At 70.9% G+C, this 24049-nt stretch carries 28 protein-coding genes; 19 read left to right on the forward strand and 9 right to left on the reverse strand.

Translation table 11 applies throughout. The annotated features are described in order from the left end of the window. Nucleotides 1-11 precede the first annotated feature (11 nt). The gene (ftsY, locus tag F6J84_RS06735) at nucleotides 12-884 is read left to right on the forward strand and encodes a signal recognition particle-docking protein FtsY (RefSeq protein ID WP_150892334.1); all 873 of its coding nucleotides are present in this window, start codon (nucleotides 12-14) and stop codon (nucleotides 882-884) included. Between the two features lie 72 nt (nucleotides 885-956). Further along, nucleotides 957-1457 carry a DUF2004 domain-containing protein gene (locus tag F6J84_RS06740; RefSeq protein WP_150892335.1) on the forward strand — a complete coding sequence of 167 codons (501 nt, stop codon included), beginning with the start codon at nucleotides 957-959 and terminating at the stop codon, nucleotides 1455-1457. Between the two features lie 17 nt (nucleotides 1458-1474). Here the strand turns inward: F6J84_RS06740 and F6J84_RS06745 are convergent, their stop codons facing one another. Genes F6J84_RS06745 through F6J84_RS06760 form a run of 4 tightly spaced genes read right to left on the reverse strand, consistent with a single transcriptional unit; the run spans nucleotide 1475 to nucleotide 6449 of the window. Further along, nucleotides 1475-2974 (reverse strand): ATP-binding cassette domain-containing protein, encoded by a 1500-nt coding sequence (locus F6J84_RS06745; RefSeq protein WP_150972432.1) that lies wholly within the window; start codon nucleotides 2972-2974, stop codon nucleotides 1475-1477. Then, nucleotides 2971-3813 carry an ABC transporter permease gene (locus F6J84_RS06750; RefSeq protein WP_238702626.1) on the reverse strand — a complete coding sequence of 281 codons (843 nt, stop codon included), beginning with the start codon at nucleotides 3811-3813 and terminating at the stop codon, nucleotides 2971-2973. Before F6J84_RS06750 ends, F6J84_RS06745 begins: the two co-directional genes overlap by 4 nt. Then, on the reverse strand, nucleotides 3810-4775 hold the full coding sequence (locus tag F6J84_RS06755; RefSeq protein WP_238702627.1) for an ABC transporter permease: 966 nt from the start codon (nucleotides 4773-4775) through the stop codon (nucleotides 3810-3812). The genes F6J84_RS06750 and F6J84_RS06755 overlap by 4 nt, the downstream gene beginning before the upstream one ends. Nucleotides 4776-4805: 30 nt before the next feature. Beyond that, nucleotides 4806-6449 (reverse strand): ABC transporter substrate-binding protein, encoded by a 1644-nt coding sequence (locus tag F6J84_RS06760; RefSeq protein WP_150972436.1) that lies wholly within the window; start codon nucleotides 6447-6449, stop codon nucleotides 4806-4808. A gap of 104 nt (nucleotides 6450-6553) precedes the next feature. On the opposite strand from F6J84_RS06760, the gene F6J84_RS06765 reads away from it, so the two are divergent. Next, nucleotides 6554-7111, forward strand: a complete 558-nt coding sequence (locus F6J84_RS06765; protein WP_150972438.1) for a TetR/AcrR family transcriptional regulator — start codon at nucleotides 6554-6556, stop codon at nucleotides 7109-7111. 95 nt (nucleotides 7112-7206) lie between these two features. After that, nucleotides 7207-8754, forward strand: coding sequence for a signal recognition particle protein (gene ffh, locus F6J84_RS06770; protein WP_150972440.1), 1548 nt, complete (start codon nucleotides 7207-7209; stop codon nucleotides 8752-8754). A gap of 17 nt (nucleotides 8755-8771) precedes the next feature. On the opposite strand, the gene F6J84_RS06775 is transcribed toward ffh, so the two are convergent. Next, complete coding sequence (locus F6J84_RS06775; RefSeq protein ID WP_150972442.1) at nucleotides 8772-9929, reverse strand: glutamate--cysteine ligase; 1158 nt, start codon at nucleotides 9927-9929, stop codon at nucleotides 8772-8774. A gap of 184 nt (nucleotides 9930-10113) precedes the next feature. On the opposite strand from F6J84_RS06775, the gene rpsP reads away from it, so the two are divergent. The 4 genes from rpsP to trmD are packed head-to-tail and all read left to right on the forward strand — an operon-like array spanning nucleotide 10114 to nucleotide 12101. After that, nucleotides 10114-10527 (forward strand): 30S ribosomal protein S16, encoded by a 414-nt coding sequence (gene rpsP, locus F6J84_RS06780; RefSeq protein WP_150892342.1) that lies wholly within the window; start codon nucleotides 10114-10116, stop codon nucleotides 10525-10527. Between the two features lie 5 nt (nucleotides 10528-10532). Then, nucleotides 10533-10763, forward strand: coding sequence for an RNA-binding protein (locus F6J84_RS06785; protein ID WP_150892343.1), 231 nt, complete (start codon nucleotides 10533-10535; stop codon nucleotides 10761-10763). Continuing rightward, nucleotides 10763-11410, forward strand: a complete 648-nt coding sequence (gene rimM / locus F6J84_RS06790) for a ribosome maturation factor RimM (RefSeq protein WP_150972444.1) — start codon at nucleotides 10763-10765, stop codon at nucleotides 11408-11410. Before F6J84_RS06785 ends, rimM begins: the two co-directional genes overlap by 1 nt. Before the next feature lies 1 nt (nucleotide 11411). After that, complete coding sequence (gene trmD, locus F6J84_RS06795; protein WP_150972447.1) at nucleotides 11412-12101, forward strand: tRNA (guanosine(37)-N1)-methyltransferase TrmD; 690 nt, start codon at nucleotides 11412-11414, stop codon at nucleotides 12099-12101. Between the two features lie 36 nt (nucleotides 12102-12137). Here trmD and map read toward each other — a convergent pair whose 3' ends face one another. Beyond that, nucleotides 12138-12920, reverse strand: coding sequence for a type I methionyl aminopeptidase (gene map, locus F6J84_RS06800; protein WP_150972449.1), 783 nt, complete (start codon nucleotides 12918-12920; stop codon nucleotides 12138-12140). A 135-nt stretch (nucleotides 12921-13055) separates the two neighbouring features. Between map and F6J84_RS06805 the strand changes: the two genes are divergently transcribed. The 5 genes from F6J84_RS06805 to F6J84_RS06825 all read left to right on the forward strand — a co-directional run bounded on the left by F6J84_RS06805 (nucleotide 13056) and on the right by F6J84_RS06825 (nucleotide 16004). Further along, nucleotides 13056-13559, forward strand: a complete 504-nt coding sequence (locus tag F6J84_RS06805) for an MFS transporter permease (RefSeq protein WP_150972452.1) — start codon at nucleotides 13056-13058, stop codon at nucleotides 13557-13559. Nucleotides 13560-13725: 166 nt separating this feature from the next. Beyond that, on the forward strand, nucleotides 13726-14073 hold the full coding sequence (rplS, locus tag F6J84_RS06810; RefSeq protein WP_150972454.1) for a 50S ribosomal protein L19: 348 nt from the start codon (nucleotides 13726-13728) through the stop codon (nucleotides 14071-14073). Nucleotides 14074-14216: 143 nt separating this feature from the next. After that, nucleotides 14217-14981 (forward strand): signal peptidase I, encoded by a 765-nt coding sequence (gene lepB / locus F6J84_RS06815; protein ID WP_150972456.1) that lies wholly within the window; start codon nucleotides 14217-14219, stop codon nucleotides 14979-14981. Continuing rightward, the gene (locus F6J84_RS06820; protein WP_150972458.1) at nucleotides 14978-15637 is read left to right on the forward strand and encodes a ribonuclease HII; all 660 of its coding nucleotides are present in this window, start codon (nucleotides 14978-14980) and stop codon (nucleotides 15635-15637) included. Before lepB ends, F6J84_RS06820 begins: the two co-directional genes overlap by 4 nt. Nucleotides 15638-15680: 43 nt before the next feature. Further along, nucleotides 15681-16004, forward strand: a complete 324-nt coding sequence (locus tag F6J84_RS06825) for a DUF2469 family protein (RefSeq protein WP_150892350.1) — start codon at nucleotides 15681-15683, stop codon at nucleotides 16002-16004. A 93-nt stretch (nucleotides 16005-16097) separates the two neighbouring features. Here the strand turns inward: F6J84_RS06825 and F6J84_RS06830 are convergent, their stop codons facing one another. After that, entirely contained in the window at nucleotides 16098-17003 is a 906-nt protein-coding gene (locus tag F6J84_RS06830) for an oxygenase MpaB family protein (protein WP_150972460.1), read from the reverse strand. Nucleotides 17004-17237: 234 nt separating this feature from the next. On the opposite strand from F6J84_RS06830, the gene F6J84_RS06835 reads away from it, so the two are divergent. Genes F6J84_RS06835 through dprA form a run of 3 tightly spaced genes read left to right on the forward strand, consistent with a single transcriptional unit; the run spans nucleotide 17238 to nucleotide 20307 of the window. Further along, nucleotides 17238-17600: a YraN family protein gene (locus tag F6J84_RS06835; RefSeq protein ID WP_150972462.1), complete on the forward strand. Its 363-nt coding sequence runs from the start codon at nucleotides 17238-17240 to the stop codon at nucleotides 17598-17600. Then, entirely contained in the window at nucleotides 17597-19123 is a 1527-nt protein-coding gene (locus tag F6J84_RS06840; protein WP_150972464.1) for a YifB family Mg chelatase-like AAA ATPase, read from the forward strand. Before F6J84_RS06835 ends, F6J84_RS06840 begins: the two co-directional genes overlap by 4 nt. Continuing rightward, complete coding sequence (gene dprA / locus F6J84_RS06845) at nucleotides 19120-20307, forward strand: DNA-processing protein DprA (protein WP_150972466.1); 1188 nt, start codon at nucleotides 19120-19122, stop codon at nucleotides 20305-20307. The genes F6J84_RS06840 and dprA overlap by 4 nt, the downstream gene beginning before the upstream one ends. 74 nt (nucleotides 20308-20381) lie before the next feature. On the opposite strand, the gene F6J84_RS15470 is transcribed toward dprA, so the two are convergent. Then, nucleotides 20382-20522 carry a hypothetical protein gene (locus F6J84_RS15470; protein WP_191905775.1) on the reverse strand — a complete coding sequence of 47 codons (141 nt, stop codon included), beginning with the start codon at nucleotides 20520-20522 and terminating at the stop codon, nucleotides 20382-20384. Between the two features lie 99 nt (nucleotides 20523-20621). Between F6J84_RS15470 and F6J84_RS06850 the strand changes: the two genes are divergently transcribed. Beyond that, the gene (locus F6J84_RS06850) at nucleotides 20622-21527 is read left to right on the forward strand and encodes a tyrosine-type recombinase/integrase (protein WP_150972469.1); all 906 of its coding nucleotides are present in this window, start codon (nucleotides 20622-20624) and stop codon (nucleotides 21525-21527) included. 44 nt (nucleotides 21528-21571) lie between these two features. Beyond that, nucleotides 21572-22141, forward strand: a complete 570-nt coding sequence (locus tag F6J84_RS06855) for a hypothetical protein (RefSeq protein WP_150972471.1) — start codon at nucleotides 21572-21574, stop codon at nucleotides 22139-22141. Nucleotides 22142-22148: 7 nt separating this feature from the next. Here the strand turns inward: F6J84_RS06855 and F6J84_RS06860 are convergent, their stop codons facing one another. Beyond that, nucleotides 22149-22697: a murein hydrolase activator EnvC family protein gene (locus F6J84_RS06860; RefSeq protein WP_238702628.1), complete on the reverse strand. Its 549-nt coding sequence runs from the start codon at nucleotides 22695-22697 to the stop codon at nucleotides 22149-22151. A gap of 300 nt (nucleotides 22698-22997) precedes the next feature. On the opposite strand from F6J84_RS06860, the gene rpsB reads away from it, so the two are divergent. Continuing rightward, nucleotides 22998-23981, forward strand: a complete 984-nt coding sequence (gene rpsB / locus F6J84_RS06865; RefSeq protein WP_150972473.1) for a 30S ribosomal protein S2 — start codon at nucleotides 22998-23000, stop codon at nucleotides 23979-23981. Nucleotides 23982-24049: the final 68 nt, after the last annotated feature.

A 24049-nucleotide genomic window follows, 5' to 3' on the forward strand; every position in this document is an offset into this window, starting at 1 on the left:
AGGCTGGAGTCATGGCCGAAAGATCGTGGTCCCTGGGGCGTGCCCTGCGCGGGATGTTCGTCAAACCCGTCATCGATGAGAACACCTGGGAAGACCTCGAGACGGCGCTGCTGACCGCCGACTTCGGCCCGGACATCACGGAGCGCCTCCTCGAGGAGTTGCGCGAGAAGGTGGAGCGGTACCGCACCACGGATCCGCGTGACCTGCAGCGGATGCTGAAGGAGACGCTGGAGGAGCACTTCGCCGCGTTCGACACCACGCTCCGGCTCACGGAGCGTCCGGCCGTCGTGCTGGTCGTGGGCGTCAACGGGGTCGGCAAGACGACCACGATCGGCAAGTTCGCGCACTTCCTCCGTCGCTACGACCGCTCGGTGGTCGTCGGGGCGGCGGACACCTTCCGCGCGGCGGCGGTCGACCAGCTCGCGACGTGGGCGGAACGCGGGGGAGCGGCGATCGTGCGCCCGCAGCAGGAGGGTCAGGACCCGGCATCCGTCGCGTTCCAGACCGTCGAATACGCGAAGAACACCGGCACCGAGATCGTGCTCGTGGATACCGCGGGGCGCCTGCACACCAAGGGCGGCCTCATGGACGAACTCGGCAAGATCAAGCGCGTCATCGAGAAGCAGGCCCCCATCAGCGAGGTCCTGCTCGTCCTCGACGCCACCACGGGTCAGAACGGTGTCATGCAGGCCCAGGCGTTCCTGGAGCACGCCGGGGTGACCGGGCTCGTGCTGACGAAGCTGGACGGTTCCGCCAAGGGCGGTTTCGTGCTCGCCGTGCAGGAGCGAACGGGCATTCCGGTCAAGCTGCTGGGTCAGGGCGAGGGGATCGGCGATCTCACCGGTTTCACGCCGCACGTGTTCGTCGACGCCCTCGTCTCGTGATGCGCGGGCGGGTACGGAGGCGGACTGCGCGTCGCACTACCGTCCGGGCTGACAGGCTGGTTTCATAAGGACATGGCGATCGAACACGACTTCTTCGGGCTCCTGGAGTCCGGCCCCGATGGTTCGATCTTCTGGTCGGAGAACGTGGAGTTCGGCGACCAGACGGTGACGGTTGATCTGACCGCGCCGGATCAGGACGACGTCTCGGAGGCGGCCCTCGACGTGGCGGCGTCCCTGGTGTCGTCACTCGAACAGCTCGACATGGTCGCCCGGAACGCGATGATCGCCGAACTGGACGACCGCACCAGCGAGGTCACGGAGTACATCCTGCAGCAGCAGGCCACCTACGGTGAGACGCTGCCCGGGATGCTGGTGGACCTCTCCGGCGACGTGCACGTCGACGTGATCAGGTCGATGCAGCTGACGAGCCTGACGATCCTCGCCGACGAGCACGGCGGCGCGGACCCGTTCGCCGTGCTGGAGTACGCGCTCGACGCCGATGAGACCGACGACGTGCTCCTGGTCAACCTGGACTCCGACGGGGGCGTCCAGTCGGTCACCAGCGCGGACTGAGTCGTCTCGCACGTCGGTCAGGCCGGGGTGGCGGCGCGGATGAGTTCGCGCGTGAAGTCATGCCTCGGCGATGAGAAGACGTCCTCGACCGGACCGGCTTCGACCGTCCTGCCGTCCCGCATCACCATGACGCGATCGCTGACGCGACGCACGACGGCCAGATCGTGTGAGATGAACACCATCCCCAGCCCCGCGGTGCGCTGGAGCTCCAACAGGAGCTCCAGGATCCCGGCCTGAGTGGTGACATCGAGAGCGGACACCGGTTCGTCGCAGACGAGCAGATCCGGAGAGCCCGCCAGCGCTCGGGCGATCGCGACGCGCTGACGCTGACCGCCGGAGAGCGAGGCCGGGCGTCGGCCGAGCAACGCCGGCGGGAGACCGACCTGGCGGAGCAGATCCTCGGGCCTCTGGCCCTCGCGGCCTGCGGCGGCCCGGAGGATCCGCGCGACGGTCCACCGCGGGTCGAAGGAGCCGAGCGTGTCCTGCGGGATGAGGCGGATGCGGGGCGGGGGTGTGCCGAGGGTGACCTCTCCCCGATCGGGGCGCTCCGCGCCGATCAGGAGCCGGGCGAGTGTCGTCTTGCCGGAGCCGGACTCGCCGACCACACCGACGGTCCGTCCTGCACGGACCGTGATGCCGACGCCGTCCACCGCGGTGACCGTCCGCCCGCCCGGGGCGCGGTATCGGCGTGTGAGATCCTTCGCCTCCAGGAGGACGCGTCCGCCGTCGGGGTCCGACGCCTCCTTCGCGCCACGCGGTATCGCGTCCACCAGTGCGCGGGTGACGGGGTGGCGGGGGTGTTCGAGCACATCACGGGTCGCTCCCTGCTCGACGACCCGGCCGGCGTCGAGCACCGCGACGCGGTCGGCGACGCGGGAGACGACTCCGAGATCGTGACTGATGAGCACGAGCGAACGCCCCCGGCGGGGGAGGTCACCGAGCAGCCCCAGGATGCGGGCCGCCACGGTCGCGTCGAGCGCGGTCGTGGGCTCGTCCGCCACCAGCAGCGGTGCGCCCGCGACCAGCGCCGAGGCGATCAGGACACGTTGCCGCATCCCGCCGGAAAGCTCCTCCGACCGTTGCCGCAGCCGTTGCTCGGCTCCGGGCAGCCCTGCCTCCTCGAGAGCGCGGATGACGCGCTCCCGTCGGTCCCCGCGGCGCGCGCCGCGGATCGCGAGGGCCTCGCCCACCTCCGCCTCCACCGTGCGGAGCGGGTCGAGCGACTGCAGGGCATCCTGGAGGACGAGCGAGACGGCGGTGCCCCGCATCCGGCGCCAGGCGCGCCGGGACAGACGCCGGACGTCCCGACCGTCGATCTCGAACCGGTCGGCGGTGACACGTGCGCGGGGGTCGTCCTGGGTCAGCCCCAGGAGCGTCCGGGCGAGAACGGACTTGCCGGCCCCCGACTCGCCCACGATCGCCAGCCGCTCACCCGGCCCGACATGCAGGTCGACGTCATCCAGCACCTTTCCCGCCCCGGGCAGGATCACCGTGAGCCCTTCCACGTGCAGTGTCATCCTCGCCCCGTTCCCCCGACGCGTCGCCCCAGCACGGTGAGGGCCGTCGCCGTCACCACGATCGCCAGTCCCGGGAAGATCGTCATCCACCACGCGCTGGAGATGTACACGCGTCCCGCGTTGAGCATGGCCCCCCACTCCGGTGAGGGCGGGAGGGCTCCGAACCCGAGGAAGCTGAGCGCACTCACCCACACCACGGCCTGGCCGATACCGAGGGTGCCCACCCCCACGAGCGGCCAGAGGGCATTGGGGGCGATGTGTCTCGAGAACACGGACACGGGGCGTGCGCCCTCCCAGCGGGCGTAGGCGACGTAGTCGCTGCGCGCGACGCCTCGGACGCGGGCCCGCAGGATGCGGGCGTACCCCGGGGCCGTGGCCGCCCCGATCGCGAGCACGGCGGCACCCGTGCCGGGACCCATCACGGCGACCAGCAGCAGCGCCATGACGAGAGTCGGGAGGGCGAAGAGCACCTCGATGATCCGGCCGATGGCCGCATCCAGCCATCGCGGCCCGAGGCCCGCCGCGAATCCCAGCACCAGGCCGCCGCCGACGCCGATGGCGGTCGCGGCGATCCCGATCCCGACCGAGGGGGCCGTGCCGTGGACGACGCGCGTGTAGATGTCCCGCCCCGATTCGTCGGTGCCGAATGGATGCCCCCAGGAGGGCGGCTGGAAGGCGTCGGCGGGAGCGATCGCGAGCGCCGCGCCCGGAGCGAGCAACCCCGGCCACAGGGCGGCCAGCAGGAGCAGGACCAGGACCACGGCGGCGAGCAGACCGGTCGGCCCGAGCCGTGCCGCCGTGCCGCGCACCGCGAGGACGGTCGGGGCGAGGACGGTCACGATCCCACCGCCACGTCCGCAGGGGGCGAGACGACGCCCCGTCCGCGCCGGAGACGCGGATCCACCAGGAGCTCGAGGGCATCGCCGACCACGAGCACCACGATGTACACCAGGGCGACCACCACCACCGCGCCGATCACCAGGGGCACGTCGCGTTGCATGGCGCCGTCGATCAGCAGCCGGCCGAGACCAGGCCGGGCGAAGAGCGTCTCCACCACGACCGCTCCGCTGAGCAGGCTGCCGTACGCCCATCCCGAGAGGGCCAGCACCGGAAGGCTGGCGTGGCGGAGCGTGTGCCGCAGGAGCACCCGCGTCTCGGACGCGCCGCGCGAGCGCGCCGTCGTCGCGAAGGGCGCCGCGTCCGCTTCGGCGAGGGAGTCGCGCATGACCTGCGCCAGGAAGCCCGCGATCGGGATGGCGAGTGTCACGACCGGCAGCACGAGGCCCGCCGGGTCCGCCCCGCTGCTGGTGGCGGGGAGCACGCCGAGGCCGGCCGCGAACACGAGGATGAGCACGGCGCCGAGCCAGAACTGCGGCATGACGGTGGCGACCACCTCGGCGCCCCGGAGGAACACGGAGAAGGACCGCGCGACAGGACCACGAGCCGTCTGCGCGATGAGCGCGCCGGTGAGGGCGAGCGCCCACGCCAGCACCAGCGCGAGGGTCGCCAGCAGCAGGGTCGACGGCAGCTGGGCGGCGATGAGGTCCACCACGCTCTGCCTGCGGGCGTACGAATCGCCCAGTTGCATCGTCGCGACGCGACCGAGGAGAAGCAGGTACTGCCAGATCAGTGGCTGGTCCAGCCCGTAGGTCTCCCGCGCCCGGGCGACGGCCTCCTCACCGGCCTGCGAACCGGGTCCCCCCAGGATCGCCTCCAGGGGGTCGCCCGACGCCCGCAGTGCGAAGAAGACCACGGTGGTGACGACCCAGACGACGAGCAGGGCCGAACCGATGCGGGCCATTGCCCAGCGTGCGAACCGCATCGGTCGGGCTCAGTCGCCGAGGCGGGCGTCGACGAAGGTCGGCGTCGCGACCGTGCCCAGGGTGCGGACCCCCGTCACGCCCCGGGTGAGGAAATGGTTCTGCTGGTCGTACAGGGGCAGCACCGTGCGGCTGTCCAGGATGATCCGCTGGGCCTGTGCGTACAGGTCCGCCCGCTCCTCGGCATCGCTCGTCGCGGATGCCGCATCGAGGACCGCGTCGAGCTCCGGGTCGGACAGCTGCGCGTGGTTGGCGAAGTACCCGGACGGCGCCGGGATGATGCCGTCCGAGTGGTACAGGATGCGCAGGACGTCGGGACCGACCTTCGTGTACGGAGCGCTGACCGCCTCGTACTCGTTCGCGCCGAGTGCCGCATACCAGGCGGAGAGGTCCATGGGGGTGAGGATGACGTCGAAGCCCACGGCAGCGGCGTTGGCCTGGATCTGCTCGAACAGGGACTGCTCCGCCGCCACCGACTGGTTGGTGCTCACCGGGAAGCGGACGGTGAGCCGCGCACCGTCCTTGAGGCGGATGCCGTCGCTGTCCTCGTCGGTCCATCCGGCCTCGTCCAGGAGCGCTTCGGCCTCGGCGACATCGGTGCCGAACGGCTCGGGATCGGAGAACGCCAGCGGCTCGGTGCTCGCCAGCGGTGAGAAGGAGCGCTCCACGGTGCCCTGGTAGAGCGACCGGATGCCCGGCTCCGGGTCCGCGGCCAGGAGGAACGCCGTGCGCACGCGCTCATCGTCGAAGGGGGCCTGTCCCGAATTGAGTTCGATGCGGTTGACCGAGCCGGGGCGGGGGGCGTCGATGTGGGCGATGTCCTCCGATGCCTCCGCGGCGACGATGGCGTCCGGCTGGGGGTTGTCGATCACGTTGACCTCTCCCGCGCGCAGCGCCGCCCAGCGGGTGGCGGCGTCGGGGATGAAGCGCCAGACGATCTCGTCCAGGTGGGGCGCTCCGGCATCCTCGGTGCCGCCGTCCGGGGCGACGTACGCATCGTTGCGGACCAGGGTGATCTGCTGCTGGGGCACCCACTCGTCGACGATGAACGGACCGGTGCCGACCGGGGCGGCGCAGTTTTCGTCGATGCCGCGGGCGAGCCCGGCCGGGGACTGGATGGCGGTCCACTGCTGGCTGAGGGACTCCAGCAGCGCGGAGTCCGGCGCGGAGAGGTGGAAGCGGACGTGCCCGGCATCGACGGCTTCGACCTCGCGCACCTTCTCGACGGCCAGGTAGCCCGTCGAAGAGCCCGTGTCCGGGTCCTGGAGGTGCTCGATGTTCGCCTTCACCGCAGCGGAGTCCAGGGGAGTGCCGTCGGTGAACGCGACGTCCTCGCGCAGGGTGAAGTCCCATGTCAGCCCGTCGTCCGAGACGGTCCAGTCGGTGGCGAGCCAGGGCGTGATCTCCCCGTCCTCGTCGCGGCCGACCAGCGGCTCGAGGTACTGGGTCGAGATCAGGGCCTGGGGATAGTTGCCGCCCACATGCGGGTCGAGGCAGGTGGGCTCCGCGTCGCCCGTCGCATAGACGAGGGTGCCGCCCGACTCGGGTGCGCTCGGAGCGGGGGCGGCGCACCCAGCCAGCGCGAGGAGCCCGGCGAGGGAGACGGCGAGGAGAGGCAGGGTGCGACGGTGGTGGGCCGTGGGGGCGCTGTGCATGGTGTGCCTTTGCTGTGGGAGACGGACCGTACTTTATGGATGCGGTCCAACAAATCGAGTCTAGGGGTCCTCAGGGGGTGTCGGCCGCTCCGTAAGCTGGGTGCGTGTCCGCATCCGCCCGCCCCGGTCGTCCGCGCGCCTCCTCGCGTGAGACGATCGCCGAGGCCGCCAGCGAACTGTTCCTGGAGCAGGGTTACGACGCGACCTCCATCGCCGACATCACCCGTCGCGCCGGCGTCTCTCGTTCCAGCTTCTTCAACTACTTCGCCGGCAAGGTCGACGTGCTCTGGACCCGCTTCGACGAGCGGATCCGGGTGGCGGAGGACCTGCTCCGCACGCCGGAGGTGACGGTCCGCGACGCGCTGTCCGCCCTCGCGGACGGTCTCGTCCCGGACACGCTCGCCCTCGCGATCACGAACGCGGAGGCCATGGGGGTCGCCGCCGAGCTCGCCCGCGACCGGGCCCTCCGGCAGGCCCGCCTGCAGAACGCCGTGGCCGAACGCCTCCGTGCCGAAGGAACATCGTCCCTGGAGTCCGAGGTGCGGGGAGCGGCCTATGCCGCGGCGGTGCTGGCCGCCGTCTGGGCCTGGGCGGACAGGACGGGTGACGACACCTCGCTGGAGGGGGTTCTCGCCGACGCCCTCGAGCTCGCCGCGCGCTGACCGGCGGGATCCGCGCGCGTTCGCCGGACCCGCCGACGGCGCATCGGCGGGGATGCCCCGGACTCGTCCGCCGCTCAGCGTAGAATCGGGGAATCATGGCGACTTTCGGCACTCTCTCCGACCGGCTCACCGAGACCTTCCGCAATCTGCGCACGAAGGGCAAGCTCACCGCGGCGGACGTGGACGGCACCGTCCGCGAGATCCGCCGCGCGCTGTTGGACGCGGATGTCGCCCTTCCGGTCGTGAAGGAGTTCACCGGCAAGGTCCGTGAGCGGGCGCTGGGCGACGAGGTCAACCGTGCACTCAACCCGGCCCAGCAGGTCGTGCAGATCGTCAACGAGGAGCTGGTGGCGATCCTCGGCGGGGAGCAGCGGCGTCTGCGGTTCGCGAAGACGCCCCCGACGGTGATCATGCTCGCGGGCCTCCAGGGATCCGGGAAGACGACGTTCGCCGGCAAGCTCGCCCGGCTGCTCGAGAAGGAGGGGCACACGCCCCTGCTCATCGCGGCGGACCTCCAGCGCCCGAACGCGGTCAACCAGCTCCAGGTCGTCGCCGAGCGCGCCGGCGCGGCCGTGTACGCCCCGGAGCCCGGCAACGGTGTCGGCGACCCGGTCAAGGTCGCGCGCGACGGCGTCGAGTACGCCAAGCGCCAGTTGCACGACATCGTCATCATCGACACGGCCGGACGGCTCGGCGTCGATGAGGAGCTCATGAAGCAGGCCGCCGACATCCGGCGCGCCACGGACCCCGACGAGGTCCTCTTCGTCATCGACGCGATGATCGGTCAGGACGCCGTGAACACCGCCAAGGCGTTCCAGGAGGGCGTCGACTTCACCGGAGTCGTGCTCTCCAAACTCGACGGCGACGCGCGCGGTGGTGCCGCGCTGTCGGTGGCATCCGTCACCGGCCGTCCCATCATCTACGCCTCCACCGGCGAGGGCCTGGAGGATCTCGAGCCCTTCCACCCGGACCGCATGGCCAGCCGCATCCTCGATCTCGGTGACATCCTCACCCTGATCGAGCAGGCGCAGCAGGCGTTCGACGAGACCGAAGCCATGAAGATGGCGGAGAAGCTCGCGACGGAGCAGTTCACGCTGGAGGACTTCCTCGAGCAGCTGCAGCAGATGAAGAAGATGGGCTCGATGAAGAAGATGCTCGGGATGCTCCCGGGCATGGGCCAGATGAAACAGCAGCTCGACGGTTTCGACGAGCGCGAGATCGACCGCACCGAGGCGATCATCCGTTCGATGACGCCGGGGGAGCGCCGCAACCCGAAGATCCTGAACGGATCCCGTCGCCTGCGCATCGCGAAGGGCTCCGGGATGACGGTCACCGACGTCAACCAGCTGGTCCAGCGCTTCGAGCAGGCGGCGAAGATGATGAAGACCGTCGCGCGCGGCGGCGTGCCCAACATCCCCGGCATGGGGTCGATGGGCCGTCCGGGCGCGTCCAGCAAGCGCGGCAAGCAGCAGAAGGCGAAGGGCTCGCGGTCGGGCAACCCCGCCAAGCGCGCGGCGGAGAACGCCGGTGCCGCCGCGGAGGCGGCCACCCCCACCGGGTCCGGCTTCGGGCTCGGCGGCGCACAGAAGGCGCCGAGTGCGGCGGACCTCGCCGAGCTGCAGAAGATGCTCGGCAAGGGCTGAGAGCCGCGCGGAGCGGATCAGAGCGCGTTCAGGGGCTCCCGGCGGCTGGGACCGGCGCGGAACTCGCGGATGAGGTGGGCGACCACCGCACGCAGGTCCCCGTCGGCGGCGCTGGCCACCGCGAGCTGTCGCTCATAGCTGGCACCCTGGGACAGGATCGACTGCAGACCCGCGAACTCGCCGGCGCACTTGAGCTCGTCAGCGGTCTCGGAGAGCCGATCGATCGTCTCGCGGAGGTGCTCGGCGACGGGCTCCTGTCGCCCGGAACGGTCGACGATCACCTCGGCGTCCATCCCGTAGCGCGCCGCACGCCACTTGTTCTCCCGGACGAACCACGGCTGGAGGACCGCGAGGTCCTCGCCGTCGTCCAGTCGCCGGGAGAAGTCCTCGACGAGGACCTGGGTCAGGGCGGCGACCGCGGCGAGCTCGGGGAGGGTCGACATCCCGTCGCAGGCGCGTATCTCGATCGTCCCCCATTTCGGAGCCGGCCGGATGTCCCAGCGCACCTCGGTCGCATCGGCCATCACGCCGGTGCGCACCATGTCCTCGAGGTACCCCTCGTATCCCGCCCAGTCGGACAACTGCCACGGGAGGCCGGCGGTGGGCAGCTGCTGGAAGACCAGGGACCGGTTCGACGCGTAGCCGGTTCGCTCGCCCGCCCAGAAGGGGCTGGACGCGGACAGTGCCTGCAGGTGCGGCAGGTACGCCGACAGCGCGCCGATGAGGGGGAACACCTTCGTGACGTCCTCGACGCCGATGTGCACGTGGATGCCCCAGATCATCATGTTGCGTCCCCACCACTGGGTGCGCTCGATGAGGGAGTGGTACCGGGTCTTGTCGGTCACCCTCTGGTCGTACCACTGCGCGAACGGATGGCTTCCTGCGCAGAGCAGCTCGATGCCGGCCGGGTCGGTGGCCGTGCGCACCGCCGAGATCGCGTCGGCGATGTCGTCGATCGCCGCCTCCACCGTGTCGCCGACGCCGCTGGTCAGCTCGATGGTGTTGGTGAGGAGCTCGCCCGTGACGGTGAACCGTTCCGGTGCGGTGTGCTCGGAGAGGGACTCGATCACCTCGGGTGCCCGGGGGACGAGATCACCGGTGGCGCCGTCGGCGAGCATGAGTTCCCATTCCACCCCGACGGTCGAGCGGCGGGAGGGAGCGAAGTTGACCGTCACAGGCCCAAGTCTGACACGCGGCACCGGTTGGTTCGCGGCATCCCCGATCATCTGGCAAAATAGGACGCTGGATCATCGTCCGACCCTCTATCCGATGAGATCCGCCCCTACAGAGCTTCCGCCGGGTGTGCACCCCACGCTCCAGGCGCCTGGTTCGACCACCTTCCACACATTCAGGAGAATCGTGGCTGTCAAGATCCGTCTCAAGCGTCTCGGCAAGATCCGTGCGCCGTACTACCGCATCGTCGTCGCCGACTCGCGCACCAAGCGCGATGGTCGTGTCATCGAGGAGATCGGCAAGTACCACCCCACCGAGAACCCGTCCTTCATCGAGGTCGACTCGGACCGTGCGCAGTACTGGCTCGGCGTCGGCGCACAGCCGACCGAGCAGGTCCGCGCGCTGCTCAAGCTCACCGGTGACTGGGGCCGCTACAAGGGCGACGCCAACGCCGTCAGCACCGTGAAGGTCGCTGAGCCCAAGGCTCCGTTCGAGGTCGACTCCGCCAAGAAGTCGGTCGTCAAGCCCAAGGCCGAGAAGAAGGCCGACGCCCCCGCAGCCGAGGCCCCGGCCGAGGCCGCTGAGAGCACCGAGGCGTAACCGTCGTGCTTGCCGCCGCGCTCGAGCACGTCGTCAAGGGGATCGTCGATCACCCTGACGCCGTGCGTATCGTCTCGTCCACGTCGCCCCGCGGCGACGTGCTCGAGGTGCACGTGCACCCCGATGACCGGGGTCGCGTGATCGGGCGCGGCGGCCGCACCGCCAAATCCCTGCGGACCGTGGTGAGTGCTCTCGCCGACGGGTCCCGCGTGCGCGTCGACGTCGCCGACGACTGATGAGCGAAGAATCGTCCGAGCGGGCGAGGGCCTCTGCGCGCCCTCCGCACCCGGCCAAGACCCAGCTCCGCGTCGGCCGCCTCGTGAAGGCGCACGGTCTGAAGGGCGCTCTGAAGGTAGAGCTGTACACCGATGACCCCGACGGCCGCTTCCACACCGGTGCGGTCTTCACCCTGCAGGTGCCGGATTCCTCGCCGTGGTTCGGCAAGACCGTCACCGTGCGCGAGTTCAAATGGATGAACTCCCATCCCGTCGTCTTCCTCGAGGGCATCGAGGACCGCGAGGGGGCCGAGTCGCTCGTGCGCGCCATCCTGTGGATCGACCAGGACGCGGACGCCGAGTCTGCCGAGGAGGATGCCTGGTTCGACCACCAGCTGGTGGGTCTCAGCGTCATCCGTGACGGTGCCGTCGTCGGCCGCGTGGCCCGCGTCGACCACATGCCCGCCCAGGACCTCCTCATCGTCGACACCGGCGATGACAACGAGGTGCTCGTGCCGTTCGTTAAGGCGATCGTCCCGGAGGTCGACATCCGCGGCGGCCGAGTGGTCGTCACGCCTCCGGCAGGTCTCTTCGAGGAACTCCCGGCAGACGAGCCGACGGCGCCCGCGCCGCTCTCGGACGCCGCTCCGGCCACCGACGAGGACTGACGTGCGGATCGACGTCGTCACGATCTTCCCGGCGTTCTTCGACGTCCTCGAGGTCTCGCTGCTCGGCAAGGCCCGGGGGAGCGGCCTGCTGGACGTGCGCGTGCACGACCTGCGGGACGCCGCGCACGACCGGCACCGTACCGTGGACGACACGCCGTACGGCGGCGGCGCGGGCATGGTCATGAAGCCGGAGCCCTGGGGCGAGGTCCTCGATGCGATCGCCGCGGATTCGCCGGGGCGCCCGATCTTCGTCTTCCCGTCGCCCGCGGGGGAGCGGTTCACCCAGGCCACGGCCCGGGAGTGGTCGACCGCGGACCACCTCGTGTTCGGATGTGGGCGGTACGAAGGGATCGACGAGCGCGTCTTCGAATACGCTGCGACCCTCGGCGACGTTCGTCTCGTGAGTCTCGGCGATTATGTGCTCAACGGCGGCGAGGTCGCGGCGATGGCCATGATCGAGGCCGTCGGCCGGCTCATCCCCGGCGTCGTCGGCAATCCGGCCAGCCTGGTCGAGGAGTCCCACGAGGATGGCCTCCTCGAGTACCCCTCGTACACCAAGCCCGCGTCCTGGCGCGGCTACGACGTGCCCGATGTGCTCCTCAGCGGGCACCACGGACGCGTCGCCGAATGGCGCCGCGCGCAGCAGATCGAGCGCACCCGGGAACGGCGCCCCGACCTTCTGGCCGACTGAAGTTCGCCGGTCGGGCGCGGGGCGCCCTCCGCAGAGTCAGTCGACGCCGAGGAACGAACGGTCGGTCAGCACGATCGGGCCGTCCGCCGTCATCGCGATGGTGTGCTCGGAATGAGCACCGCGGGATCCGTCGGCGCTGCGCAGGGTCCACCCGTCCGGATCCGTGACGAGCTTGTCGGTCGTCGCGAGGAACCAGGGCTCGAGCGCCACGACGAGACCGGCGCGCAGCGGGTACCCGCGTCCCGCCTTCCCGTCGTTGGGCACGTGCGGGTCGCCGTGCATGATCCGTCCGACGCCGTGCCCGCCGAAGTCGGTGTTGATCGAATAGCCCTCGCCGTGCGCCACCTGTGCCACGGCCGCCGAGATGTCACCGATCCGGTTTCCGACCTGGGCGGCCGCGATCGCCGCGTCCAGGGCGCGCTCGGTCGTCTCGATCAGGCGGAGGTCCTCGTCACGCGGCGTGCCGACGACGAAGGACACCGCCGAGTCGGCGACCCAGCCGTTCACCGACACCGCGAAGTCCAGAGAGACGAGGTCGCCGTCGCGGAGCGCGTAGTCGTGGGGGAGACCGTGCAGCACGGCATCGTTGATGGACGTGCAGATGACCTTGCCGAACGGGCTCGCTCCGAAGGACGGGTGGTAGTCGATGTAGCAGGACTCGGCGCCCGCCTTGCGGATCATCTCGTGTGCCCGGCGGTCGATGGCGAGGAGGTTCGTCCCCACCTTCGTCTCGTCCCGCAGGGTGGCGAGCACCTCGGCGACGAAACGGCCGGCCGGCCGCATCTCCTCGATCTCGGCGGGTGTGCGAAGTTCGATCATGGTGCTCCTTCGATGTCCCTTCCATTGTCGCGGATGTCGTGGCGTGATCGGCGCGCCCCGCGCCCGGCTGGGTGATCCCGGTGAGTGCGCGGCACGCGCCCCCGCGGACGGTCGACGCCGCGTACCATCGCAAGCATGTGGCTGAGACGCGCGATCTACCGGTGGCTGTTCCCCGCTGCCGTGCTGCTGCCGCTCTGGCTCTTCGTGGGCTGGGGGGTGTTCAACGCCGGCGGCTGGGCGTTCCTCTGGGTCCTGTTCCTCGCGATCCCCTCGGTGTTCCTCGGGCAGCTCGCGTTGACGGTCCTCACCCGGATGCGTCCGAGCGTGCGGGCCCTCCGTGCCGTCTCCTGGTGGGACGTGCTCGGATACGGGGTCTGGCACGCGCTGACGATCGCGCTCGGTTTCTACGTCGCCGCCTGGTGGGCGCCCGTGATGGTGGTCACCGTGCTGGTCGGCATCGCCCTCGTCTGGTTGCAGTTGCGTCAGCTCTGGCAGGAAGCGCGTCCGGCGGACGTCGTCCTGCACGCGTCGAACGGTGCCGCCTACATCCCGCCCATGCCCGATCGGCAGCGCAGCGCCGCCGGCGACGACCCGCAGAGCGTCATCATCGTGGAGGAGACGACCCGGCCGGAGCGGTGACGTTTTGGCTGCGCCGCGCGAACGTGGCAGAATGATTGTTTGTGCCCTGACCGGCTCTGCCTCAGGGGAGTCCGTCGCCCGCATGCGGGCGGCACGGGTACCACCTCCACTTCATGAACACCAATTTTGCTGCCGACCTGTGGCGGTTGCAGGAAGAGATCCAGACATGCAGATCCTCGACTTCGTCGACGCGGCATCGCTCCGCTCCGACATCCCGGCGTTCGGTCCCGGTGACACCGTCAAGGTGCACGTGAACATCACCGAGGGCAGCCGCTCCCGTATCCAGGTCTTCCAGGGTGTCGTCATCGGCCGCCAGGGCGACGGCGTGCGCGAGACCTTCACGGTTCGCAAGATCAGCTTCCAGGTCGGCGTGGAGCGTACCTTCCCGGTTCACTCCCCGGTCATCGACCACATCGAGGTCGTCACCCGCGGTGACGTGCGTCGCGCGAAGCTCTACTACCTGCGCAACCTCCGTGGCAAGAAGGCCAAGATCAAGGAGAAGCGCGACAACTGAGTCGTCTCCCGTGAAACCCCCGGTGCATCGCGCACCGGGGGTTTCGTCGTCGCATGCCGGCTCCCGTGCGGTCACACGCGATCCCGAGGCACGGTGTGCGACCCTAGAGACCGGCGCGAAGCGCCCCGCACCGAAGGACCCCCATGACCAGCGACAGCGCGACCCCCGACGTCTCCATTCCTGGGGCACCGCGACCGCGGACACGACGCCGGGGCGCGGCGATCTTCCTGCGGGACGTCCTGGTCATCGTGCTGGTCGCCCTCGCGGTGTCCTTCCTGGTGAAGACCTTCCTGGTGCGCTCGTTCTACATCCCTTCGGCGTCGATGGAGCAGACGCTCATGGTCAAGGACCAGATCCTCGTCGACGAGCTGACGCCGCGCTTCGGCGGCTACGAGCGCGGGGACGTGGTGGTGTTCCGCGACCCCGGCGGATGGCTCGGCACGAGCACGGAGACCCCGTCGCGCGGCCCTGTGGTGGACGCCGTGGAGTGGGTGCTTTCGCTCGTGGGACTCGCGGCTCCGGACAGCGATGATCACCTCATCAAACGCATCGTCGGTCTGCCGGGCGACCATGTGGTCTGCTGCAACGACCTCGGCCAGCTCACGATCAACGGCACGCCGGTGGACGAGACCCCCTACCTCGAACTGCCCGAGCCCGGCGCCCCCGCGTCGGCGGTCGGCTTCGACGTGGTCGTCCCGGAGGACTCCCTCTGGATGATGGGGGACAACCGCTACCGGTCGAAGGACTCCCGTTACAACCAGGACCAGCCCGGGAAGGGCTTCGTGCCGATGGAGAACCTCGTCGGCCGCGCCTTCCTGATCACCTGGCCCTTCGACCGGTTCGGGTCGATCGACTCCCACCACGAGCTCTTCTCGACCGTCCCGGATACCGAAGAGGCCTCGCGGTGACGCCGGTCGCGCCGACCCTCCGCGTGGAGCGGGCGCTGTGGGCGGAGGGACGCATCGTCATCGCCTGCGACGAAGTGGGGCGTGGCGCCCTCGCCGGACCGGTGACGATCGGGGCGACCGTGATGGCGCCACGATCGGGAAGGCCCCGCGTCCCGGAGGGTCTGCGGGACTCGAAGCTCATCCCCGAGGCGCGCCGGGTCGAGGTCGCGGAGCGCGCGGCCGCGTGGGTGGATGCGTCCGCCCTCGGCTGGGCGACATCCGCCGAGATCGATGAGGTCGGGATCATCCGGGCGCTGGGACGCGCCGCTCATCGGGCCATCGCAGGGCTCCGCGGTCAGGGGGTGCCCATCGCGGACGCCATCGTCCTACTCGACGGGAACCACGACTACATCAGTCCGGCAGGTCCTCTCGAGTGCGCCGTGCGGCCGATCGTGAAGGGCGACCGTGACTGCGCGAGCGCGGCGGCCGCATCCGTCCTCGCGAAGGTCGCCCGCGACTCGCTGATGGTCGACCTGCACGAGAGCGCACCCGTGTATGTCTGGGACCGGAACAAGGGATACGCCAGTTCCGCGCACCGTGCGGCGATCCTCGAACACGGCATGAGCGACCATCACCGGGCGTCGTGGGCGATCCTGGACGCACCCGCGCTGTTCTGAGCGTGGTCGCGGAGGCGTCCGTCCGATCTAGGATGGAAGCACCATGGATGACGACGCCTTCGAAGACTACGATCGCGAACTCGAGCTCGCCCTGTACCGCGAGTATCGGGATGTCGTCTCGCAGTTCCAGTACGTGATCGAGACCGAGCGACGGTTCTACCTCGCGAACGAGGTGAACGTCGTGCGCCGGGACACCGAGAACGACTTCTACTTCGAGATCTCGATGAAGGACGTGTGGGTGTGGGACATCTACCGCGCCGACCGCTTCGTCAAGGGCGTCCGCGTCCTGACGTTCAAGGACGTGAACGTCGAGGAGCTCTCCCGCCGCGACTTCCAGCTGCCCGAAGAGCTGTCGCTCGACAACTGACGCATCCCCGCCTCCCCCGCAGGCGCACGGTCTGCTCGGAGATGATGCGCGAACGCAGCGCGTCCAGGCCGTCCGCTCTCGGGTCGTCGTCGGTCATCCGCCGACCTTCCCGTGACCGGCGTTCTGAAGTCGCTGAATCCGGTCGCGGGCGAAGTCCTGGGCGCGTGGACCTGACCCGAGGGCGCGGGATGAGATGGCGAGCACGATTCTGGTCGCGGTGATCACGGGCAGGGGCGTTCGTCGCAGACCGAGCAGCTTGCGGTATGCGCGCGGAAGGCTCGCGACCGCAGCGGCGAACAGCACGCGGTAGGCGAGCCGCATCGGTCCGGTGAAGGGGACGTTGCGAAGGAACCGCACGACCTCGGCGACACGCTCGTCATGCCGGAGGTCACCCCGCTCGAGGTAGGCATCCATCCGCGCCCTCAGATCGGCCTCGGTCTCGGGCGGATCGGATACGTGCATCAACCGGCCCGCTTGTGCCCATTCCCGCACATACGCGTCGGCCCCTCCCGGGATCGAGCCGCCCCAGCGCTGGTGGGCGCCGAGGAACGCCTCGGTGAAGGCGACATGGACCCATTCCAGGAGCGCCGCGTCAGACGCCGAATAGGTGCGGGGGCCGGTGTCCGTCGAGTAGGTACCGGCAACCCTCTGATGAAGGCGACCCACCCGGGCCGTCTCAGCGTGAGCCTGCTCGGTCGACCCATAGGTCACGCAGATGATCCAGCGCACCGTGCCGGTGAGACGCCCGATGGGGTCTTCGCGATAGCGGGAGAAGTCATGGACGCCCGCCATGGCGCCCGGGTGCAGCGCCTGGATGAGAAGAGCGCGTATGCCCGCGACGAACGTCGCCGTGCCGGCGTGCACCGTCCAGACCGCGCCGCCGTCGGCGAAGTAGCCGCCGTCGTCACCCTCAGCCAAAGCTCGAACCCATGCGGGCGTTCCGTCCGGATCGCCCGCCAGCGCCGTGAGGAGCCGCGCGCGCAGGGGAAGTCGGGTCACTCTTCAAGGGTGCCACGGCACGGTGCGGTGAGCGCTCGGTGGTCTTCAGCCGGGCCGGGAGATCGGCGGACGCCGCAGCCGATCCGAGGGCACCCCGACCGCGAGCTGAATGCCCGAAGGACGGTCGCTCGACACCTGACGCATCCCCGCCTCCCCAGGCGCGCAGGCGGCTCATCCGTTCACCGACGCGCTGATCCCCGCCCGTCGCTTCGCGCCGCCAGGAACGCTGGGGGGATGGCAGCGAAAGACGATCTGGGGCGGGACGGCGAGGGCGCCGCGGCCGCTTATCTGCGGGCCCAGGGCTATGAGGTGCTGGCGCGCAACTGGCGGTGCGCGGACGGGGAGATCGACATCGTCGCCCGTGAGGGGACGGAACTCGTCGTCGTCGAGGTCAAGACGCGCACCTCGGAACGGTTCGGGCACCCGCTCGAGGCGATCGACGCCCGCAAACGGTCCCGGCTGTGGCGGCTGGCCATGGCTTGGTGCGCCGCGCATCCGGAACACGCGCGCGGCGGACCCGTGCGCATCGACGCCGTGTCGGCCATCGGCGCAGGTCGCGGCGGCTTCCGGCTGGAGCACCTGCGGGATGTGCGATGAGCGTCGCCCGCACCTGGGCGGTGGCATTGTCCGGCCTCGACGGCGCCTTGATCGATGTCGAGGCGGATCTGAGCCAGCAGACGCCGGATTTCCGCATCATCGGCCTGGCGGACCGGGCACTGGGCGAGGCCGTGCAGCGTGTGCACAATGCGTGCGCGAACTCGGGTCTGCCGCTTCCGCGGCGGCGGATCACGGTGAACCTCTCCCCGGCGAGCCTGCCCAAACACGGCTCCGCCTTCGACCTGGCGATCGCGGTCGCGGCCCTCGCGACAGACGGCGGGCTGGACACCGCATCGGTCGCCGCGACCGTGCACCTGGGGGAGCTGGGGCTGGACGGACGGTTGCGTCCGGTCGCGGGCGTCCTCCCCGCGGTGGTCTCCGCAGCACGGGCGGGCCGCACGCGGATCATGGTGCCGATCGGCAACCTCGCCGAGGCCTCCCTGGTCGAGGGGATCGACGTCGTCGGGGCGGCGACGCTCGCCGAGGTGGCGCGTCGCCACGGCGCGCAGATCGAGGTTCCCGAGGTTCCGCCCGACATCCCGGAGCCCCTGCCCTGCGACGACCCCGAACCGGCGGATCTCTCGGATGTGGTCGGCCAGCGGGACGCCGTGGAGGCGCTGATCGTCGCCGCAGCCGGCGGCCACCACCTGCTCATGAGCGGGCCGCCGGGAGCAGGCAAGACGATGCTCGCCCGCCGGCTCCCCGGGATCCTCCCGCCCCTCGACGAGCGCGCCGCGCTCGCGGTGGCATCGATCCGATCGCTCTCCGGAGAACGCGTCAGCAGCCTGTCCCGCGTGCCGCCGATCGAGGCGCCGCACCACACCGCGAGCATCGTGTCACTCGTGGGAGGAGGGTCGCGGGTGATCCGTCCGGGTGCCATCGCCCGCGCCAGTGAGGGCGTCCTGTTCCTCGACGAGGCGGGGGAGTTTCCCGCATCGGTGCTGGACGCCCTCCGTCAGCCCCTCGAACGCGGGGACATCGAGATCCACCGGGCGGGCGCGTCGGTGCGCTACCCCGCGCGGTTCCAGCTCGTCCTTGCGACGAACCCCTGTCCGTGCGGCAACCACGGTGTGCGCGGGGCCGCCTGCGAATGCGCGCCCTTCGCCATCCGGCGCTATCTCGGACGGCTCTCCGGGCCGCTCCTCGACCGGGTCGACATCGAACTGCCGATGCGGCGGGTCGCCAGGATCGGTGCCGACCCGGCGACGGACCGGGTGACCAGCGCGCAGGCGCGGGAACGGGTGGCGCGAGCACGGGACAGCGCGGCCCGGCGCCTGCACGCGACACCCTGGCGCCGGAACGTGGACGTGTCGGGACCGTGGCTGAGGGAGGGTCCCGCCGCACCGGACCGGAGCGTCCGCGGACCGCTCGACGCCGCCCTGGAGCGCGGGGCGCTGACCCTCCGCGGTTACGACCGTGTCCTCCGGGTGGCCTGGACCCTCGCCGATATGGACGGCCGCATGCGCCTGGAGCCGGGCGACATCGGCAGGGCGCTGTTCATGAAGAAGGGGATCGCCGCATGACATCGTTGGACGATCTCGTGGACCGGATGCCCGATGTCGGGCCGGCGGCCACGGAACCGGATGCCTGGCAGCGGGAGGACCGCGCTGCGCGGATCCTCTGGAGCGGGCTGCTCGAGCCCGGGGATCGGCTGGGAGGCGCGCTCATCCGCGCGCGCGGCGCAGCCGAAGCCTGGCGCCTGGTCGAAGGGTTGCCCTCCGCGGACGTGCTCGCCGCGGAGGCTGACATCGGTCGGAACGAGGCGAAGGCCGCGATCGAGAGATGGGCACCGAGGCTCGGATCGCGGACCGCCGAGGAGGCCCTCGAGCGCGCGGAGCGACACCGTGTCGCCGTGGTGGTCCCGGGGGACGACGACTGGCCCGCAGCCCTCGACGATCTCGGTGACCACGCTCCGCCGTGCCTCTGGGTACGCGGCGGGCGGGGGTGGTCGGCGGGACTGGATCCGTCCGTCGCGATCGTCGGCGCTCGGGCGGCCACCTCCTATGGAGAGCACGTGGCGGGGGAGATCGCCGCGGGGCTCGCTGGGGCGGGGATCGTGGTCGTCTCCGGTGCCGCCTACGGCATCGACGGTGCCGCCCACCGTGCCGCCCTCGCGAGCGGCGGCACGACGCTGGCATTCCTCGCCGGCGGCTGCGACCGCGCGTACCCCAGCGGGCACACCGACCTGCTGGAGCGGATCGCGGCGTCCGGCGCCGTCGTCAGCGAGGTGCCGTGCGGTGCGGCGCCCACCAAGTGGCGCTTCCTGCAACGCAATCGGCTGATCGCTGCGGCGACGTATGCCACCGTCGTGGTCGAGGCGGGTGTTCGCAGCGGCTCTCTCAACACGGCCGGTCACGCCGCCTCCCTCGGTCGCCCGATCGGTGCCGTACCGGGTCCGGTGACGAGCGCGGCATCCGCGGGCACGCACCGTCTCCTGCGCGAGTTCGACGCGGTCTGCGTGACGGGGGTCGACGATGTCCGGGAGCTCATCGGTCTCGATCCGGGGAACGGAACGGCCGCCCCGTCACCGGAAGCGGCGGGGCGGATCCGTGTGCTCGATGCGCTGAGTGACCGTGTCCCGCGCCGGGTCGAGGACGTCGCCGCCCGCTCCGGGATGTCCGGGGCGGACGTCCGAGCGCACCTGGGCACATTGATGCTGGAGGGGGCCGCCGAACCCGTCGCGGACCGGTGGCGGCGCGTTCGCTGAGGGGAGGCGCATCCGCATCACCCGGAGTGGGGCGGTGCCATCCGGCGCTGCCGCTCTCCCCTGAAGCTCGCCGGCTAAGGCCGGTCCGCGGTGCCGTGGGGAGGCGGCGTGCCGTCGTCGTCGAGGTCCGGCATCGGCAGGGGCGACTCCTGCTCGTCGGCGGATCCGTCGTCGTAGTGGTCCTGCTGGGGTCGCTCGTTGCCGTCTCGACTCATACCGCCAGTAGACGCCACCGCGGTGGGACGCGGGAGGGCCTTGACGGGCGGCGCGCGTGGCGGTCACGGTGCGGTGGGTACTCCGGGCATGCTGGGGGAATGGAGCTTCTGCGGGCGATCGAGGACTGGACACGGCACCTGTCCGACGTGCGCCGCCTCTCGCCCGCAACGGTGCGCGCCTACCGGGCGGATCTGATGGATCTCTCGGCCGCGGTGGGCGGGGAGACCGATCTCGGCAGGGTCGACCTCGAAGAGCTCCGGGAATGGCTGTGGGCCGCCACGAACCGCGGCGACAGCCGCGCGACCCTCGCCCGCCGCACCGCCGCCGCGCGCGGGTTCTTCGGCTGGGCGCGCGAGGCAGGACACGTGGAAACGGACCCGAGCCTGCGGCTGGTCGCGCCCAAGCGGGGTCGTACCCTGCCCGCCGTGGCCACCGCGCCCGCCCTGGCCGAGGTCCTCGCCTCGCTCGCCGACGATGCAGCCGACGGCGACCCGGTGGCGCTGCGGGACCACGCCGTCCTGGAACTGCTCTACGGCGCTGCCCTGCGCGTTTCGGAGCTCTGCTCCGTGCGGATCGGCGACATCGACCGGGACCGGCTCACGGTGCGGGTGACAGGCAAGGGTGACAAGGATCGCGTGGTCCCCTTCGGCGTTCCCGCCGTCCGTGCCGTCGACGCCTACCTGGTGCGGGCACGTCCCGCCCTCGCCGGACGGTCCGCCGGACCCGTGGATGCCCTCTTCCTCGGAGTGAGAGGCGGGGCGCTCGGGCCGCGGAGCGTCTACGACCTCGTGACGCGCACCGTCGGCCCGGCCCTCGGCTCCGGTGCCGTCGGCCCGCACACCCTGCGGCATTCGGCGGCGACCCACCTGCTCGACGGCGGCGCGGATCTGCGCGCCGTGCAGGAGTTCCTCGGCCACGCGAGCCTCGGGACGACCCAGATCTACACCCACGTCTCGGGCGAGCGCCTGGTCTCCACCTACCGCCTCGCCCACCCGCGCGCCTGACCGGGGAGGCGGACGGGCGCGGCGCCGCGGCGTAGCGTGGGGACATGTCCGTCTCGTCACGTCACCGCCTCGCGCTTCCGCTGCTCATCGCCACCCTCCTCGTCGTGTCCGGATGCAGCGTCCTCCCGGATCCGCGCCAGACGGTCGTACCCACGGACGCGGGCGCCGCATCCCCTCCGCCCGTGGCGACCACTGCGGCCCCCTCCGCGGCCCCGGCGCAGCCCGGATCGGAGAGCGACTGCGGCGGCGCGCCGGTGTCGGTCGACGGCGCCGACCTCGACGTCGTCCTCACCGGGGACTGCCCGTCCGTCTCGGTGAACGGCAACGACGTCGACATCGACGCCTCGGCGGCGACCGTGGGCGCGATGCAGCTGAGCGGCGACCGGATGGACCTCGACGCGCGGTCCGTCGACACGCTCGCCGTCAGCGGTCAGGACAACGACGTGGACGCCGACCGGATCGGCTCGCTCACCGTCAACGGCGACCGGAACGAGATCGAGGCCCGGGCGTCGATCGACCGCGTCGTCGTCGCCGGCGCCGACAACGAGATCTCGTCCGCCCAGCTGGGCGAGATCGTCGACAGCGGTCAGCGCAACCGGGTAGGCGCGCCCTGACCATCCGTCAGCAGCAGGGCAGCAGCACCGCGCGGGGCACCTCGCCCAGGAACAGCAGGGGATTGACGTAGTCGCCGTTCCACCGTGCGCCCAGATGGAGCTCGCCCGGCCCGCTGTGACCGCCTGCCGCGAGTTCGCCGATGTCGTCCCCCTGAGCGACGGCCGTTCCGGGGACCAGGGGGGACGAGACCGGCTCCAGGGTCGACACGATGCCCTGACCGTGGTCGATCGTTATCAGCGGACGATCCACCACGGTGCCGGCGAACAGCACGACCCCGTCCGCCGGAGCGCGGACGGAGCGTTCCGCGACGAGCACGTCGATGCCGCGGTGGCCCGGACCGTAGGCGTGTGCGGGCTGCTGGTACCGGTGACTCACCACACCCGCGACCGGCCAGATCCAGAGCGGGTCCACGAGCGGCGGAGCGGCGGTGCCAACGCCCGGCGCGGCGGTGCTCGCAGCCCCGCGCATCGCGACGGCGGGCGGAGCCGTGAGTCCGCCGGTGAGCATGAGCAGGGTGAGCGCGACCACGGATCGGCGGAGAACGGGATGGGGCATGGAAGAACCCTGCGCTGCCGCACCGTCACCCGCGCCGGGATGCGGCCGGCGGGGGAGAAGACGCCCGCCGGACGAGCATGGGGAGGACGCGATGACCCGAGGCGCGACTGATACACTGGGGGCGCACCTCGCTCGTCGGGGTGACTCCGCGTGCCCACAGCGGCACGGATCCCCGGATCCGTCTCGCGGCATCCACACCCTTCGGTCTCGTCGCGTCAGCGACGTGCGGGTGTGCGCCGGGCACCAGGCTCGCCGGCCGATCGGTCAGGCGCGACAACCGTACAGAACAGGAGAACGGCCATGGCCGTCGTCACCATTCGCCAGCTGCTCGACAGCGGCGTCCACTTCGGACACCAGACCCGCCGGTGGAACCCGAAAGTCAAGCGCTTCATCCTCACCGAGCGCAGCGGTATCCACATCATCGACCTGCAGCAGTCGCTCGGGTACATCGACAAGGCGTACGAATTCACCAAGGAGACCGTCGCACACGGCGGCACCATCCTCTTCGTGGGTACCAAGAAGCAGGCTCAGGAAGTCCTGGCCGAGCAGGCGACCCGCGTGGGCCAGCCCTACGTCAACCAGCGCTGGCTCGGTGGCCTCCTCACCAACTTCGCCACGGTCTCCAAGCGCCTCGCGCGCATGAAGGAGCTCGAGGAGCTGGACTACGAGAACCCCGCCGACAGTGGCTTCACCAAGAAGGAACTGCTGCTCAAGAAGCGCGAGCTCGACAAGCTGCACAAGTCCCTCGGCGGTATCCGCAACCTGACCAAGACGCCGTCCGCGCTCTGGGTCGTCGACGCGAAGCGCGAGCACCTGGCCATCGACGAGGCCAAGAAGCTCGGCATTCCCGTCATCGGCATCCTCGACACCAACGCGGACCCGGACGAGTTCCAGTACCCGATCCCCGGTAACGACGACGCGATCCGCTCCGTCTCGCTGCTGACGCGCATCATCGCCGACGCCGCAGCCGAGGGCCTCATCCAGCGCCACCAGCCCGCCGGCGACGCCGAGCCGGCCGCCGAGCCGCTGGCCGAGTGGGAGCGCGAGCTGCTCGAGCAGGGCGCCCCCGAGCAGTCCTCCGCCGAGACCGCTGCCGTCGCCGACCAGGCCGAAGCCGCCGCCGAGGCGACCGAGCTCATCGCCGACGAGCAGGCCATCGAGGGTCAGGCTGCGACCGAGTCCGCCGCCGACGCCGCCGGTGCCGCCGAGCACGACGAGGCGATCGCCGCTGCGTCGGGCGAGACGGTCGAGGCCGTCGCCGCCGCCGAGGCAGCCGACAAGTAAACCCCTGCGGCCCCACGGAGCCGCACCGATCGGCGCGACCGCACTCCGGTCGCGCCGATCGGCATCAT

It is taken from the genome of Microbacterium caowuchunii (assembly GCF_008727755.1).
GTDB classification, from domain to species: domain Bacteria; phylum Actinomycetota; class Actinomycetes; order Actinomycetales; family Microbacteriaceae; genus Microbacterium; species Microbacterium caowuchunii.